This is a genomic window from Dokdonia sp. Asnod3-C12, assembly GCF_045063975.1.
In the GTDB taxonomy this organism is placed as follows: Bacteria; Bacteroidota; Bacteroidia; order Flavobacteriales; family Flavobacteriaceae; genus Dokdonia.
Genome location: NZ_JBEFNY010000003.1, coordinates 3261878 through 3277543, shown reverse-complemented (window position 1 = coordinate 3277543; position 15666 = coordinate 3261878). Strand labels below are relative to the sequence as shown.

General features: G+C 37.4%; 14 protein-coding genes. 8 read left to right on the top strand and 6 right to left on the bottom strand.

The annotated features are described in order from the left end of the window. The first annotated feature begins 27 nt into the window (after positions 1 to 27). The 6 genes from ACJJVW_RS14730 (at position 28) to ACJJVW_RS14705 (ending at position 5454) form a co-directional block, all read left to right on the top strand. A complete protein-coding gene (locus tag ACJJVW_RS14730; RefSeq protein ID WP_339844470.1) occupies positions 28 to 927 on the top strand; it encodes an EamA family transporter in 900 nt (299 codons plus the stop codon). Positions 928 to 1171: 244 nt separating this feature from the next. Next, the gene (locus ACJJVW_RS14725) at positions 1172 to 1756 is read left to right on the top strand and encodes a TetR/AcrR family transcriptional regulator (RefSeq protein WP_298325070.1); all 585 of its coding nucleotides are present in this window, start codon (positions 1172 to 1174) and stop codon (positions 1754 to 1756) included. A 29-nt stretch (positions 1757 to 1785) separates the two neighbouring features. Further along, a complete protein-coding gene (locus tag ACJJVW_RS14720) occupies positions 1786 to 2418 on the top strand; it encodes an NAD(P)H-dependent oxidoreductase (RefSeq protein ID WP_339844472.1) in 633 nt (210 codons plus the stop codon). A 12-nt stretch (positions 2419 to 2430) separates the two neighbouring features. Then, a complete protein-coding gene (locus tag ACJJVW_RS14715) occupies positions 2431 to 3429 on the top strand; it encodes an NADP-dependent oxidoreductase (RefSeq protein ID WP_405252844.1) in 999 nt (332 codons plus the stop codon). A gap of 49 nt (positions 3430 to 3478) precedes the next feature. Next, positions 3479 to 4639, top strand: a complete 1161-nt coding sequence (locus tag ACJJVW_RS14710; protein WP_405252842.1) for an iron-containing alcohol dehydrogenase — start codon at positions 3479 to 3481, stop codon at positions 4637 to 4639. Positions 4640 to 4647: 8 nt separating this feature from the next. Then, positions 4648 to 5454, top strand: coding sequence for a type 1 glutamine amidotransferase domain-containing protein (locus tag ACJJVW_RS14705; RefSeq protein ID WP_013752116.1), 807 nt, complete (start codon positions 4648 to 4650; stop codon positions 5452 to 5454). A gap of 142 nt (positions 5455 to 5596) precedes the next feature. On the opposite strand, the gene ACJJVW_RS14700 is transcribed toward ACJJVW_RS14705, so the two are convergent. After that, positions 5597 to 8089 carry an ABC transporter permease gene (locus tag ACJJVW_RS14700; RefSeq protein ID WP_405253117.1) on the bottom strand — a complete coding sequence of 831 codons (2493 nt, stop codon included), beginning with the start codon at positions 8087 to 8089 and terminating at the stop codon, positions 5597 to 5599. A gap of 47 nt (positions 8090 to 8136) precedes the next feature. Next, a complete protein-coding gene (locus ACJJVW_RS14695; RefSeq protein WP_405252839.1) occupies positions 8137 to 8826 on the bottom strand; it encodes an ABC transporter ATP-binding protein in 690 nt (229 codons plus the stop codon). 26 nt (positions 8827 to 8852) lie between these two features. On the opposite strand from ACJJVW_RS14695, the gene ACJJVW_RS14690 reads away from it, so the two are divergent. Both ACJJVW_RS14690 and ACJJVW_RS14685 read left to right on the top strand, forming a co-directional pair. Further along, a complete protein-coding gene (locus ACJJVW_RS14690) occupies positions 8853 to 9602 on the top strand; it encodes an arylesterase (RefSeq protein WP_405252837.1) in 750 nt (249 codons plus the stop codon). A gap of 166 nt (positions 9603 to 9768) precedes the next feature. Continuing rightward, positions 9769 to 10509, top strand: coding sequence for an SDR family oxidoreductase (locus ACJJVW_RS14685; protein ID WP_405252835.1), 741 nt, complete (start codon positions 9769 to 9771; stop codon positions 10507 to 10509). Positions 10510 to 10575: 66 nt separating this feature from the next. Here the strand turns inward: ACJJVW_RS14685 and ACJJVW_RS14680 are convergent, their stop codons facing one another. The 4 genes from ACJJVW_RS14680 to ACJJVW_RS14665 form a co-directional block, all read right to left on the bottom strand. After that, positions 10576 to 12603: a M13 family metallopeptidase gene (locus ACJJVW_RS14680; protein ID WP_405252833.1), complete on the bottom strand. Its 2028-nt coding sequence runs from the start codon at positions 12601 to 12603 to the stop codon at positions 10576 to 10578. A gap of 45 nt (positions 12604 to 12648) precedes the next feature. After that, entirely contained in the window at positions 12649 to 13218 is a 570-nt protein-coding gene (locus ACJJVW_RS14675) for a hypothetical protein (RefSeq protein WP_405252831.1), read from the bottom strand. Between the two features lie 109 nt (positions 13219 to 13327). Further along, complete coding sequence (locus ACJJVW_RS14670) at positions 13328 to 14131, bottom strand: phospholipase A (RefSeq protein WP_405252829.1); 804 nt, start codon at positions 14129 to 14131, stop codon at positions 13328 to 13330. Positions 14132 to 14263: 132 nt separating this feature from the next. Next, entirely contained in the window at positions 14264 to 15604 is a 1341-nt protein-coding gene (locus ACJJVW_RS14665; protein ID WP_405252827.1) for a DEAD/DEAH box helicase, read from the bottom strand. Positions 15605 to 15666 lie beyond the last annotated feature (62 nt).

Genomic DNA, 15666 nt, shown 5'->3' with positions numbered 1-15666 from the left:
AATCTTACAAAAAAGTATATTCGCGCCATGTGGATGTATTTAGGCTTACTAGCCGCACTTTTTCTTGGATTACACAACTTAGCAAAGAAACATGCAGTACAAGGTAACGAAGTGTTACCTGTATTGTTAGGTACACTCTGCGCTGGTTTTGTATTAATACTTCCATTTTTTATAGGTTCAAGATTTTTTCCAGAATACACTAAGGAAATAGGGTTTTACATCACTCCTATTCCATGGAAAACGCATGGTTTTATCATTATCAAATCCATGATTATGACTGCCTCATGGATTCTAGCATATCAAGCTTTAAAGCACCTACCTATCACCATAGTAACTCCTATACGATCTGCTGGACCGTTTTTTACATTTATAGGTGCTATTTTTATATATAGAGAGCAACCTAATGCTCTACAATGGGTAGGTTTCTTTGTGATTATTCTATCAGTAATTCTTTATGCAAATATTGGTAAGAAAGAAGGGATTCACTTTAGAAAGAATAAGTGGATTTTTGCCATTATAGGTGCTACTTTCCTAGGAGCCTCCAGCGGATTGTACGACAAGTTCTTAATTCAGAATCTATCTCTTAATCCTCAAACGTTGCAGTTTTGGTTTTGCTGGTATACTATTTTAATGTTACTAGCCATTCTAGCGATTACTTGGTTTCCCAAAGCCGAAAAAAGACAAGCCTTTACCTTTAGGTGGACCATTATAGCAGTAGGTGTGCTGCTACAAACCGCCGATTATTTTTACTTTAAAGCGCTACAAGATCCAGATGCGCTTATCATGTTACTCTCTGCAATAAAACGTAGCCAACTAATCATTGCCGTAGTTATAGGTGGTCTTGTATTCAAGGAAAAGAATAAACGTAAGAAACTAGTGCCGCTCGCAGGTATTTTGCTTGGTGTCTTCCTTATTTTGTATTCTTAGTGAGGTAAGGTTCGGTTATCATTGACTTGTACGAGTCTATAATTGATCCTTCATCATAAATAAAATGTTCTTTTTACGCTTTCGCGAAAGCGTAACATCACACCTATACGCCTTCTTAGTTATTAAACCAGCTCTGTTTACAAACCATAATTAATACTCCTAATTCTCTTGTTAAATTAAATGTTTGTTAAAAAAGAATGAACGTTCATTTTTGATGCTATCTTTGCACCAGCAATAAGATAACATGGCAAAACTTCAAAAAAGTATAGATAAACGTAATGCGCTTGTAAAGGCGACCATCGAGCTTGTAAACAATAACGGTTTTCACGCTACTCCTATGAGTAAAATTGCCAAAATGGCAAACGTTTCTCCTGCCACTATCTATTTATATTTTGAGAATAAGCAAGACCTCGTAAATAAAACATATATAGAAGTTAAGGCTTCTTATACAGAATATGCATTTGCATCTTACGACGCCACGCTGCCAGTAGAATCAGGTTTTGAGTACATCTGGAAACGTATTGCAGATTTCAAGTTAAAGGAATGTGAGAAAGCAATGTTTCTTGCTCAGTGTGATAACACTCCTATGATTGATGAGGAAAGCAGACAAGAAGGAATAAAGCACTTACAGCCCCTACTCGACTTATGGGAACGCGGTAAAAAGGAAGGAATTATCAAACCATTATCAGATTTTATACTATACGCATATGCAATTAATCCGCTTTCATTTTTAATGATGACCCAAAAGCGAGGAGCATTTCAATTAGATAAAACTCACATGGAAGAAGCTTATCAATCTGCATGGAGTAGTATTAAAGTATGTCAATAAAAAACAACAAGAACGTAAATAATAAGAATATGGATTTATTAGATAAGTTAAACTGGAGATATGCCGCAAAGGCAATGAATGGTGAAAAAGTAGCCGAAGATAAAATTGAAAGAATTTTAGAAGCTACAAGACTTGCTCCTACTTCAAGCGGACTACAACCTTTTGAGGTTATGGTAATTAAAAATCAAGACATTAAAGAACAAATTAGACCTGTAGCATGGAACCAGTCTGTAGTTACGGATTGCTCACACTTGTTAGTTTTTGCTGCTTGGGATACATATACTCCTGAGAGAATCAACTACATGTTTGATCTTACTAATGATATAAGAGGATTTAAAAATGAAGGATGGGAAAACTACCGCCAGATGTTATTAGATTCTTACCCACAAAAAGATGAGCAAGAAAACTTTGAGCACGCTGCGAGACAAGCATATATCGCTTTTTCGCATGCAATCATCGCTGCAGCTTATGAAAATGTAGATGCAACACCACTAGAAGGTTTTGACGCTACAGAAGTAGATAAAATATTAGGCTTACGCGAAAAGGGTTTACGTAGTGCAGTATTACTTCCTTTAGGATACAGAAAAGAAGATGAAGACTGGCTAGTAAATCTTGTAAAGGTGAGAAAGCCTATGGAAGATATGGTGACTGTAATAGAGTAAAAAGATATAGCGATGACTAAAAGTATATTATTAAAAAGTAGACCAGAAGGAACACCATCTTTATCAAATTTTGAATTTGTTACAGATGAAAAAAACTTATCTGCTGGTTCTGGTGAAATCTTAGTAGAAGCAGCATATGTTTCTGTAGATCCTTATTTAAGAGGTAGAATGAGTGATGCAAAGTCATACATTGCACCCTTTGAAATAGGTAAACCTATACACTCTGGTGTAGTTGCAAAAGTAACAGCATCTAATAATGACGCTTTTAAAGAAGGTGATTATGTTTCGGGAATGCTAGATTGGGCAACTGCTCAAGTGCACACTGGAGAAGGATTGCTTAAAGTAGATCCATCAAAAGCTTCATTAAGTGCGTACCTAGGTATTTTAGGAATGACTGGACTTACAGCTTTTCTAGGGTTACATGAAATAGGAAAACCTGTTGCCGGAGAAACGCTCGTAGTTTCTGGTGCAGCCGGTGCTGTAGGTAGTGTTGTAGGACAGATTGGAAAAATCTTAGGATTGCGCGTAGTAGGAATTGCTGGAACTGATGAGAAGGTAGCAATGCTCAAAGACAAATTTGGCTTTGACGCAGCTATCAACTACAACACTACAGATGATATGGCGGCGGCAATAAAAACTGCAGCGCCAGATGGTGTAGATGTATACTTTGATAATGTAGGTGGACCCATCTCTGACGCAGTGCTCGTAAATATTAATCGCTTTGCAAGAATGATTATTTGTGGAGCTATCTCTGTGTACAACAATACAGAAATACCGATGAGTATGAGTGTACAGCCATTTTTAGTTAAAAATAGCGCACTAATGCAAGGCTTTATTGTCTCAAACTATGCAGAGAAATTTCCTGAGGCTATGAAACAACTGGCTACATGGTTATCTGAAGGTAAACTTACTTACACGGAAACTGTAGTAGAAGGTTTTGAGAATATCCCAACAGCTTTTATTGATTTATTTGAAGGTAAAAACAAAGGGAAAATGGTCGTAAAGATCTAAAGATTATTGAAAGAAAAAAGAAAAAAGAAAAAAGAAAAAGAAAAGTACGATGAACAATTTTGAATTTAAGAATCCGACTAAAGTCATCTTTGGAAAGGATACGATTGCAAAGCTAAGTGAAGAGATTCCTGCAGATGCTAAGGTGCTATTATTATATGGTGGTGGAAGTATCAAGAAAAATGGAATTTATGACCAAGTAAAAACAGCACTATCAGATGTAGATGTTACTGAGTTTGGAGGTATTCCTGCAAATCCTGAGTATGCAGTACTTATGGAAGCGTTAGAGGTAATTAAAGACAAAAAAATTACATATTTACTTGCTGTGGGTGGTGGTTCTGTAATCGATGGAACTAAGTTTTTATCTGCAGCAGCTCTTTATGAAGGAGATAGGCCTTGGGATATTCTTACACAGAATATCAAAACTGAGAAAGGTATGCCTTTTGGAACGGTATTAACACTACCAGCTACAGGGTCTGAGATGAACTCAGGATCTGTAATTACGAGAAAGGAAACGCAAGAGAAGCTTGCTATGGGAGGTCCAGGATTATTTCCAGTATTTTCTATCTTAGATCCGCAGGTTATTACTTCTATTCCAGAACGCCAGCTAGCAAATGGTCTTACAGACGCATTTACCCACGTTCTTGAGCAATATATGACGTATCCTATAGGTGCGCGTTTACAAGATCGTTTTGCAGAAAGTATCTTACAAACATTAATCGAGGTAGCTCCAACTGTTATTAAAGACCCAACAGATTACAAAGCCGCAGCAGATTTTATGTGGAGTTGTACCATGGCTCTTAATGGATTAATCCAAAAAGGAGTTCCTACAGACTGGGCGGTACATGCCATTGGTCATGAACTTACAGCAATGTTTGGTATAGATCACGCACGCACGCTAGCAGTTATTGCTCCTAGTCACTATAAATTCAATTTTGAAGCTAAGAAAGAGAAATTGGCTCAATATGCAGAACGTGTATGGAATGTAACAGAAGGTAGTGTAGATGATAAAGCATATGCTGCTATCGAAAAGACAGAGGCTTTCTTTAAAGAATTAGGAATAGATACGAAGCTCTCAGATTACACAGAAGATTACGAAGGAACTGCTGAGAAAATTTCGAAGCGATTTACAGATCGTGGCTGGGAAGGATTAGGAGAACACCAATCACTAACTCCCGATAATGTGGAGAAAATAGTCAAAATGGCTTACTAATAACAATTATGAAGATTATACAATCACTAGCACTTGTGCTAACTATTATCACAGCAACAAGCTGTAAAGAGTCAAACACAAAAACAACTTCTGAAAAAGTTTCGGAAGTAACAACAGAAACCAAAAAAGAAAAAGAAATGAACGTTTTATTTGTATTAACATCACACGACCAACTAGGAGACACTGGAAAGAAAACAGGATTTTGGGTAGAAGAATTTGCTGCGCCATATTACTCGTTACTTGACAAAGGTGTAAACATTACAATCGCAACTCCAAAGGGAGGAGCTGCACCTATAGATCCAAGTAGTGACTCTCCAGACGCTGCAACAGAAGCTACAGAGCGTTTTGACAAAGACGAAACTGCAAAAAACCTTATCGCAAATACAAAAGTACTTGCAGATATGAATGCAGACGATTTTGACGCTGTATTTTACCCAGGAGGTCACGGACCATTATGGGATCTTGCAAATGACGCAAAATCTATCGCACTTATTGAAAAATTCAATAGTCAAGACAAGCCAGTTGCTTTCGTATGTCACGCTCCAGCTGCATTAAAAGATGTAAAAGGAACTGATGGAAACCCATTAGTACAAGGGAAAAAAGTAACAGGATTTACTAACACTGAAGAAGAGGCTGTACAACTTACTGAGGTAGTACCTTTCTTAGTAGAAGACATGCTAACTAAAAACGGTGGTATCTATTCTAAAAAAGAAGATTGGGCTGCATATGCAATCCAAGATGGAAACCTTATTACAGGTCAAAACCCAGCTTCATCAGAACTAGTAGCAGATAAATTATTAGAGAGCATCAAGTAATTGATGTATTTCTTACAAGTAAAAAGGTTGCCGTTTGGCAACCTTTTTTTATGCGATAAAATGTGATAATCTTTAATTTGTTTGCTGTAGAAGGGTTACGCTTTCGCGAAAGCGTAAAACTATAATACATCGTTACTATCTCCTACTCTGCCTTTCTGAGGACCTCAAGGGGAGAACTGCGCAATACACCTCCTATATTACTGAGGCCAATGAACACAACCAATGATGTGATGCCAGGTAGAAATACTAGGAATGGGATTAATGATGGGACAAACGGCTCTTTAAATACAAATATTGCTAGCATTAAACTACTCACTAATGCCAGTAAGATCCCAACTAAACTACCCAAAACACCTAAAAAGAAGTATTCAAATGCCGAAATCTTAAGAATCTGCTTATTTTTTGCACCTAATGTTCGCAGTAGTACGCTTTCTTTTATGCGTTGATATTTACTCGTACGTACAGAACCTATAAGTACGATGATCCCTGTAAGAATACTAAAGAATGCCATAAAATTGATTATCCACGAGACTTTGCTCAAGATATCTTCCACCACATTATAAACCTGTCTTAAATCAATAATAGAGACGTTAGGAAATGCCGTAACCAAATCCCGCTGTAATCCCGCCGATTTTTCTTTAGTATCTGCATACGTGGTTAACACATTAAACTGAGGAGCATTCTCAAGTACACCCTTAGGAAAAACGATGGAGAAATTGAGTTGTAATCGTGCCCAATCAACCTTGCGAATACTTCCCACGGTAGTTTCCATAAGCACTCCTTGCACATTAAAAACAATAGGATCACCTACAGTCACATTTGCATCATCTGCAAGATTATCAGAAATGGAAATTTTTATAGGTTCGTTAGGTGCTATAGCGTCTATCCACTCCCCTTCTATAATTTCTTCTGATGCTATAATCTCATCCCTGTAAGTAGTTCTAAACTCATGGTTGAGAATCCACTTACGTATTTGTGCGGTACTATCTGTACGTAAGGTGTTTACTAGAATTCCATTAATACTGTGCATACGCATAGTCACTAGCGAAATATTATCAATAACTTGTAAATCATTAGTTTTGAAAATAGTGGCTACCTCCTCAACTTGATCTGGCTGGACGTCTAGCGTAATGATATTTGCACTATCCGAGGTGTTACCTACTTCCGTTTTGGCAAGTAGAATGTCCTTTGTAAAATAAAGTGTACTTATTAAAAAAGTGCCTAAACCTATGGCTACCATCAATACTAAGGTTTGATTATTAGGTCGGTATAAATTAAGCAGACTTTGGCGCATGGTGAATGATGCCTTCTTAGGGAAGTATTTCTTAACGATGAGCATAGTACCTCTTGCTACTCCAGCTAAAGCAGCAAATGTCACGACAACACCGCCTACAAAAGCGAGCGCAAATAGACCATCCTTTAATAACCAAAAGGAAAATAAATATAGTGATACCAAAATGAGTCCTACGACCACTAATCTAGCTTTTGCACTTTCTTGATTAGATGTTTCCGTTACTCTTAACACATCTAATGGAGACACATACCAAGTACGAATAAGTGGTAATAGCGCAAATAAAACAGACATACATAAACCAAGTAATACTCCCATGATGAGTGGCTGTATGGAAATATTTATGGTCACATCAAAAGGTAAAAACTCTTGTAGGATATAAGGGAATAACTCTTGTAGACCTGCACCTATGATGGTGCCTATGATTCCACCTATTAATCCTATGCTAGCTATTTGTATCAGAAAAATTAAAAAACTCTGTTTTCTAGATGCTCCCATGCACTTTAAAACAGCGATGGCTTTCAGTTTTTCTTTGATATAGATATTCACAGAACTAGCGATACCTACGCATCCCAATAGAAGTGCTATAAATGCTGCTAGGTTGAGAAATGCTCCTACATTCTCGTATCGCTGTCCTAAGCGTGCGCTGGTGCTTGTATGTGTATCTATGTCTGCATTTTCTAATTTGAGAATTGGATCTATGCTTTTTTCTAAAGCATCAAGATCTATGGAAGGCGCTTTATAGAAGAATTGATATTCCTTACGACTACCAAACTGCAATAGCTCCGTCTCTGCAATAAAACGATTAGGGATTATTACGGGCGGTGCAACAGAACTTGATACAGCACTGCTTCCTGGCATAGATATTAACTCCCCAATGATAGGCAACGTGATTGCTCCTACTTTGATAGAATCTCCAGGAACCACACTGTACTGTAGCATAAGAGTTGCGTCAACGAGAGCTCCGCCATTAACCTGATAACTAGTTCCTGCGTTTACAGGATTAGTTTGCATAGTTCCATAAAATGGAAAATCACCTTCTAGACCTCTTACTCGTACCAGTTTTGTTCCTCCATTTTTAGGAAACGCAATCATAGATACAAAGTTCACCTCTGATGCATCTGGTTGAAGCGAGTCTATGATAGCTTGAGCACGCTCGCTTGGAGCTTGTCTACTGTCAATGATATAATCTGCCCCCATGAGGGTTTTAGATTGTCGCTGTATATTTTCTGTAAGATTCTGGCTAAATAGCTGAATAGATACCACCGCTCCAATTCCTAATATAATGGAAGCCATAAAGAGCAACAAACGCACTTTACTTGCTTTAGCATCCCGCCATGCCATTTTAAACAACCAACTTGTAGCTGCCTTGGTGATTAGTTTTGGATTATTCAAGATGCTGTGGTGCGTTCGTTAGTTAAAATTTGGCCTCCTTTTAATCTCAAGATTTGTTGCGTTCTATTTGCTAGATCTAAGTCGTGTGATATAATCACTAAGGTAGTTCCGGCACTTTTGTTTAGTTCAAAAAGGAGTTTTATCACTTTTTCGCCAGTTTCTTCATCAAGATTTCCCGTAGGTTCATCTGCAAAAAGTATCGATGGTTTATTTACAAAAGCTCGTGCAAGAGCAACACGCTGTTGCTCTCCACCAGAAAGTTGGGAAGGATAATGATCTATACGATCAACTAGACCTACCTGCTCTAGTAGTTCTTTTGCACGTGTACTAGCATTCTTGTCTCCCTGAAGTTCAAGAGGTACACTCACATTCTCTATGGCTGTAAGTGTTGGTAATAATTGGAAATTCTGAAAAATAAAACCTACTTCTTTATTGCGTAATGCAGCACGCTCATCTTCGTTTAATGCACTTAAGTTATGACCGCATAACTCAACAGTACCAGCATTAGGCTGGTCAAGACCTGCGCATAAACCTAGCAAGGTCGTTTTACCACTACCCGACGGACCTATGATAGAAAAAGTCTGACCTTTTTCTACTTCAAAATCTATATTTTGCAATACGGTGAGCTGTTTTGAGCCGCTGGTATACGTCTTTTCTAGCCCGCTTATCTTTAATATCTTTGACATGCTTCCTTAAATAAATACAACTAATTATGTTCTCTATAAAATTAACACAATGGTCTTTAAAAAGCCCACAGTCGCTACAATACATTATCACAAAGTTTAGTATTGTTATAATGTCGATTTCCTTCGCTTCATGTAACAGTAATACGGCTACAAAAGAACAAGTTGTACAAGAGCCCACAATAGCGGTTTCTCAAGAAGAGGTACATGATTCAAAAAACACACTACTCTTCTTTGGAGATAGTATTACTGCTGGCTATGGCCTAGATGATACAAATGATGCCTATCCAGCACTCATCCAAAACAAAATAGACAGTCTAAACTTAGATTATGAGGTGATAAACTCAGGCTTAAGCGGAGAAACCAGTGCAGGTGGTCGAAGCAGGATAGATTGGATACTAAATCAACCTATAGATATATTTGTGCTAGAACTTGGTGCAAATGACGGCTTACGAGGCGTTGCTGTAGAAGAAACCAGAGAAAACCTTCAAGCTATTATTAATGCTGTACGCGCCAAAAGTCCGTCTACTACTATTGTTCTTGCTGGAATGCAACTGCCTCCTAATTTTGGAGAAGTGTATACATCTAATTTCAAAAACATGTTTTTAGAACTTGCTACCTCAAATGATATAAGCTTGATTCCTTTTATTTTAAAAGACGTGGGCGGTATTAAAGCCCTTAATCAAAATGATGGTATTCATCCTACAGAAGAAGGTCATGAGATTGTTGCCGAAACTGTCTGGGATACTCTAGAAGAGCTTCTCACCAAAAAGCATTAAACAGTATTGATTATCAGTTATTTGAAAATATAAATATATCATCAATTGCATCTTGTCATTTTACAACGCGCTAATGCGTTAAAACACTCTTATCACCTTCTTAAAATACCTTTAAGACCCATGGTAAAGCTGTAAAGTCCACTTAATTTTATAAAAAAACAAAATTATGGAACTTACAAATAAGACAATAATCATAACAGGAGCATCAAGTGGTATAGGTGAAGCAACCGCACACAAACTAGCATCACACGGTGCAAATGTGGTATTAATGGCTCGTAGTGAAGATAAATTGCAAGAGCTACAAAAAGCAATTACCGATAATGGTGGAAAAGCGATTGTAGCAACAGGTGATGTAACAAGCAAAAAAGATTTTGACAAAGGTGTTGCTGCCGCGGTAAAAGAATATGGCAAAGTAGACGGCCTTATTAATAATGCAGGATTAATGCCATTATCTTTTGTAGAAAAGCTCAAAACAGATGAGTGGATGCAAATGGTAGATGTAAATATAAAAGGAGTATTAAATGGAGTTGCAGCCGTTTTACCAGAACTTAAAAAGAATAAAGGAGGCCATATCATAAACATCTCTTCCATGGCAGCACACCGCTATTTCCCAGGTGGAGCTGTGTATTGCGCTACAAAGAGCGCCGTAAAGATGTTTTCTGAAGGACTACGTCAAGAGCTAGCTCCAGAATATGGAATTAATGTTACCTCTATCGAGCCAGGCGCAGTAAGCACTAGCCTTACTGAGACAATTACAGATGAGGACGTTAAGGAAATGATGGAAGGAATGCAAGAAATGACAACGCTAGAAGCAGAGGATATTGCAAATGCAATTTACTACTCATTAAGCCAGCCATCACGTGTCAATATTAATGATGTGTATATTGTGCCAAGTGAGCAAAAATAAGCTTAGATAAGAATTACAATAGAAAAAAAATAGGGTATGCTTTCGCGAAAGCATACCCTATTTTTTTTACCAAATTTCTATACGCTCCTCCTCGGTCTTAAAGTTCTCTTGTCCTTCAGTAACATTAAAGGCTTCGTAAAAAGGCGTAAAGTTCATTAATGGGCCGTTTACACGCCACATAGGTGGTGAGTGTGGGTCTGTAGCAACATAGTTGCGTAAGTATTCATCTCTTGTCTTCACTCTCCAAATACGAGCTACAGACATGAAAAAACGTTGATTAGGAGTATAACCGCCTATAGAGATCGTGTCTTTTCCTTGCTCTGTCATTTTAAAAGCATCATAAGCAATTGCGATTCCGCCATTATCTGCAGTGTTCTCACCTACTGTGAGTGCTCCTTTAAGGTGTACACTATCTAAAACGGTAAAAGAATCATACTGCTCGATAATTTGCTGCGTCTTTGCCTTAAATTTTGTGTAGTCATCATCCGTCCACCAGTTTGTTACATTTCCATCCTTATCATACTGTGCTCCTTGATCATCAAAAGCATGTGTAAACTCATGTCCTATCACCATGCCTATACCTCCATAATTTACAGCATCGTCTGCATAAAGATCAAAATATGGCGGCTGTAAGATTCCTGCAGGAAACACTATTTCATTAAGAGATGGGTTATAATATGCTGTAACAGTGGATGGAGTTGTACCCCATTCATCACGATTAGGCGCTTTATTCAATTGTTTAAGTTCGTAGTCATAACTATCTTTACGCAAGTCTACTACGTTTTCAAAAAACTGCCCTCTGTCGATTGACACATTATACTCGCGCCATACATCGGGATATCCTATTTTCTTGTTTATGGCATATAGCTTTTCTTTAGCTTTTACTTTGGTACTATCACTCATCCATGCTAAGTTTTCAATGCGAACTTCAAGTGCGCTTTGAAAATTATTTACAAGTTCCAGTGCTCTCTTTTTGGCATCTTCATTAAAGTAAAGCTTAACATATAATTGTCCTAATGCAAACCCTATTTGCCTGTCTACATTGCGCACCATACGTTTAGATCGAGATTGTTGCTCAGACTGTCCAGATATCACCTTAGTATAAGCAAATGCAGCATCTTGAAAAGGAGTGCTCAACATAGTATCATGACTGCTTATAGAATGCGCTTTTAGATATAATTTCCATTGCGCTAGTGGTACACTTGATAACATGCTATTTAATGCATCATAATATGCAGGCTGTCTAACGTCAAGCGAGTCTACGTTTGCTCCTAAGTTCTCTAGCATTTTCGGCCAACCTATAGCAGGTTGTTTAGCTGCTAGATCTTCAACTGAAAACTTATTGTAATTATCCTTTATGACTCTGCGCTCGATACGTGTTTTATGAGCGCTAGCAAGTTGTTGTTCTATGCTGTATACTGTTTCCGCTTTCGCGAAAGCGTTATCCTCACCCACTAATTCAAATAGTGTAGCTAAGTACTTTTTATAAGCCTCTTGAATTGCTTTTGACGAGCCATCTTCATTGAAATAATAATCACGGTCAGGTAATCCCAAACCAGTCTGACCAACATGCAAAATATTAATCTTACTATTTTTTTGATCTGGAGATATGTAAGGAGCTACCACCGAATAATCTCCGCTCATAATTTGCGTGCTCACAAAGTGCATCATCTCTGAAACATTACTAATGGACTCAATTCGATTGAGAATAGGTTTCATAGGTTCAATCCCTCGTTTATCAATACTCAAAGTATCCATACCAGAAGCATAAAAATCACCTACAAGTTGCTCTACAGAACCTTTGATATGTGTTTCTGTTGAGACTTCTTCTAAGATATTCTTTAATAACTCTTGCTGCGGAATATTTAAAAATCTGTAAGCCCCTACTCCTACTTGATCATCTGCAATAACGGCATTATCATACCATGTTTTATTGACGTGATTGTAGAAATTATCTCCCGGTGCAATTGAAGTATCTATACCATCAAAGGCGATAGCTTGTTGCTTTTGCTTGGCGACATCTTGACCGTCATTCTTAGTGTCGCAAGAAATTACCAAAACAGCAATGACTGCCGAATAAATGAGATTTTTCATAATGTTATACTTTTAATCTGGATACAATCAATGTGAGAATTAAAATTAATCTTCTGATCCCCAAGGTGCGTCTGGAGTTTCTATAGGATTTGTGAGATCCATAACCACTGTAAATAGTCGATCTGTACCCAGTCTTCTTAAATTATATGTAAATGAAGTTTCATCTACGGTGATCCACCATACATTAGTCGCTGCTCCCGGAATCATTTGCTGTGTGTGAACATCTGCAGGAAAAAATTGAATATTAGCTTTTCCAGCATTACTAGCAGTACCTCCATAGAAGTTTACGCCATCCTCGCTGCCATCTTCATGACGATGATCATGTTTTAATGAGATAATACCGTCATTCATAGTAAGTATCCACGTACGTGACTTATCATCACCTACAAAAAACGGAATTCTAATCTCGTTTTCATTGCAAGAACGTACATGCATGGTAAGTTGTTTACCTCCAAAGGCTTTATCTTCTTTAGGTTGTTCAAGTACTCCTTGATATGCTTTACCACAATGCGCCTTGAGTGTATTCCAAAATTGTTGAGAAGGTAATTCTGTTTGTGAAGTGGCAGAAACTGAAATTAAAACGATTGCGAATAAAGAAAATAGCTTTTTTGTCATTCTCAAATGTAATTAAATTCCAGATGGCTTAGATTATATCATAATCATTAAGAATCTATATTATAAAAAAATGATACAATTTCTCAATTACTAGTCTCGTTAGAATCTTCTATTTTCTATTTCTAAACCAATTAAACTCTGTACTCTTAATTACGTATCCTAGTCTTATGATACTACTAGATTTTTGAAAATCGAGAAGCGATTCTGCTTGACCCAAGTACCACTCAAGCATAATATATTGGTTAAGTTTACTTGTTTTAAAAGGGTTGTAATATAATCTAGAGCGCATTACACCTCTACCATCAAAACCTAGTCCTTTACGTAGCATAAGATTTAACGTGAGCTTATCATGCTTAATCTCATGATTAATATGCACTTCCCCTACTCCTACATAATCTAACAATTCTGGGTTGCTCTCTTGGTAGCCAAAAGGCAGCCAGAGCTCAAATCTTGCTGTAGTATTTTTAAAAAGAGGTGTTGTGTATCCAGCGGTAATACGATTCCAACTGCGAGAAGATATACTGTCTCTGCCGTTAGATTCATGCTCAAATTCAAGTGATGCTATACCTCTTAATTGATTATCCTTATTGAAAATCGCTTTACCTATCGCGATAGACGGATTGAAATTAACATCTCTAAAAGGTAATGACTCTTTATAAATATTCCAGAACGCCTTTTGTGTATAAGTCAAGTACAAATAAGACTCAAATGGAAGCAAATCTCTTGAGATAATTTGCTTGAAACTTACTTGATACTTAGCATCTGCGCTATTGCGATCTATATCTCTATTAGTCGGTAAGCCAGTGATAAAGTAATTATCTTGGAAACTAGAAAATGATGGTAAGCCTTGTAAAGAGTCATTAAATGCTTCTCGCGTTATTTCTTGTGCAAAAGACACACAATAAGATAACATTAGAACAATTATGAGTAGTTGTTTTTTCATCATTTTAAGATATGAAATTACTTATGTAAAAGCTAAGCTATGGTAATTTGGATACTTAAACCTACTTAACAAAAGAAAACAACAGCTTCTTGTATTTAAAACTTATTTTTTCTTCTTCTTTTTTGGAAGTGCCTTAGGTTCGATACTTTTAAGAGCAGATGCAATGCGCTCTGCCATAAGTTTATCAATAAGTTCTTCCTTTGTCAAGTGATGAAACACTGCGTGAACGCTCTCTTTTAGCTCCGTAGCAATTTCTCTGTTAGGCTTCGTTTTGAAGATTTTCTTGGCCCAAAGTACCGTATTATTATCCTCAATTTGTTGTGGTGACGCTTTCGCGAAAGCGGAAAAAGAAATACCAAGCTCATGTTCAAACTCAGGAATCTCTTTTACTTCCTCTTCTTGTAAAATAGTAAGCGCATATCCAGTTGCACCAGCACGAGCTGTACGACCACTTCTGTGTACATACATATCGTAAAATTCTGGAAGGTGGTAATTTACTACGTATTCAATCTCCTTTACATCAATACCTCTAGCAGCAAGATCTGTTGCTACAAGAATGTCAATGTGCCCTTCTCTAAACTGGCCCATCATACGGTCACGTATAGGCTGGCTTAAACTTCCATGGATTGCACCAGAGGAAAATTTATTAATCGCTAGATTTTTGGCTAGTTTATTAACTGCTGCTTTTGTTTTACAAAAGATGATACCTCTTTGCCCTATTCTTGCGTTCAAGAAATGCATTAAAACATCTAGTTTTTCAATAGGCTCAACAACTACATATTCATGTGTAATTTTCTGACTACCTAGGGTTGCCATTTCGGCGCTAACTTCTATTGGGTTTTTAGAAAGGTAATTTTGAACTATTTGTTTGATTGCTCCTGGCATGGTAGCAGATAATAGAAAAGTTCTTCTATTATTAGGCATAGCAGTAACAATCGTATCTAGACTATCTTTAAGAGAGCTTACCATCTCATCTGCCTCATCAAGCACAAGATAATTTGCTTGCGTGATATTGATAGCCTGTCTCTCCATAAGATCAATAAGACGTCCAGGTGTTGCTACAATAATTTGAGCAGTTTCCTTGAGTCGTTCTATCTGATCTTTTACAGGTACACCTCCATAAAAAACGGCAGTGCTTACCTCGGGAAGATGTGCAGCAAGTGCAGCAATGTTAGATTGTATTTGTTGCCCTAACTCCCTTGTAGGCACAAGAATAACTGCCTGCGTAGTTGGGTTAGTGCGATCTATAAGCTGTAATAACGGTACCCCAAAGGCTACCGTTTTTCCAGTCCCAGTTTGTGCGAGCGCTATGACATCCTTTTTAGACGTGAGCATTGCAGGTATAGCCTGCTGCTGTATATCTGTAGGAGAAGTAATCTCTAGTGATTTTAAGGCTTCTTGGATAGCATCCATTACACCTAATGCTGTGAAAGTACTTGTCATAGTCTCAATATTTATTAAATAATAATCTTCTATTTACTGTAAAGTACGATGACTATCTCAGT

Coding starts and splice junctions, on each gene's coding strand:
- ACJJVW_RS14695 (WP_405252839.1), bottom strand. CDS start 8,826: ATGTCAAAGATATTAAAGATAAGCGGGCTAGAAAAGACGTATACCAGC.
- ACJJVW_RS14710 (WP_405252842.1), top strand. CDS start 3,479: ATGAACAATTTTGAATTTAAGAATCCGACTAAAGTCATCTTTGGAAAG.
- ACJJVW_RS14725 (WP_298325070.1), top strand. CDS start 1,172: ATGGCAAAACTTCAAAAAAGTATAGATAAACGTAATGCGCTTGTAAAG.
- ACJJVW_RS14685 (WP_405252835.1), top strand. CDS start 9,769: ATGGAACTTACAAATAAGACAATAATCATAACAGGAGCATCAAGTGGT.
- ACJJVW_RS14690 (WP_405252837.1), top strand. CDS start 8,853: ATGTTCTCTATAAAATTAACACAATGGTCTTTAAAAAGCCCACAGTCG.
- ACJJVW_RS14730 (WP_339844470.1), top strand. CDS start 28: ATGTGGATGTATTTAGGCTTACTAGCCGCACTTTTTCTTGGATTACAC.
- ACJJVW_RS14715 (WP_405252844.1), top strand. CDS start 2,431: ATGACTAAAAGTATATTATTAAAAAGTAGACCAGAAGGAACACCATCT.
- ACJJVW_RS14675 (WP_405252831.1), bottom strand. CDS start 13,218: ATGACAAAAAAGCTATTTTCTTTATTCGCAATCGTTTTAATTTCAGTT.
- ACJJVW_RS14720 (WP_339844472.1), top strand. CDS start 1,786: ATGGATTTATTAGATAAGTTAAACTGGAGATATGCCGCAAAGGCAATG.
- ACJJVW_RS14705 (WP_013752116.1), top strand. CDS start 4,648: ATGAAGATTATACAATCACTAGCACTTGTGCTAACTATTATCACAGCA.
- ACJJVW_RS14700 (WP_405253117.1), bottom strand. CDS start 8,089: ATGGCATGGCGGGATGCTAAAGCAAGTAAAGTGCGTTTGTTGCTCTTT.
- ACJJVW_RS14665 (WP_405252827.1), bottom strand. CDS start 15,604: ATGACAAGTACTTTCACAGCATTAGGTGTAATGGATGCTATCCAAGAA.
- ACJJVW_RS14680 (WP_405252833.1), bottom strand. CDS start 12,603: ATGAAAAATCTCATTTATTCGGCAGTCATTGCTGTTTTGGTAATTTCT.
- ACJJVW_RS14670 (WP_405252829.1), bottom strand. CDS start 14,131: ATGTTATCTTATTGTGTGTCTTTTGCACAAGAAATAACGCGAGAAGCA.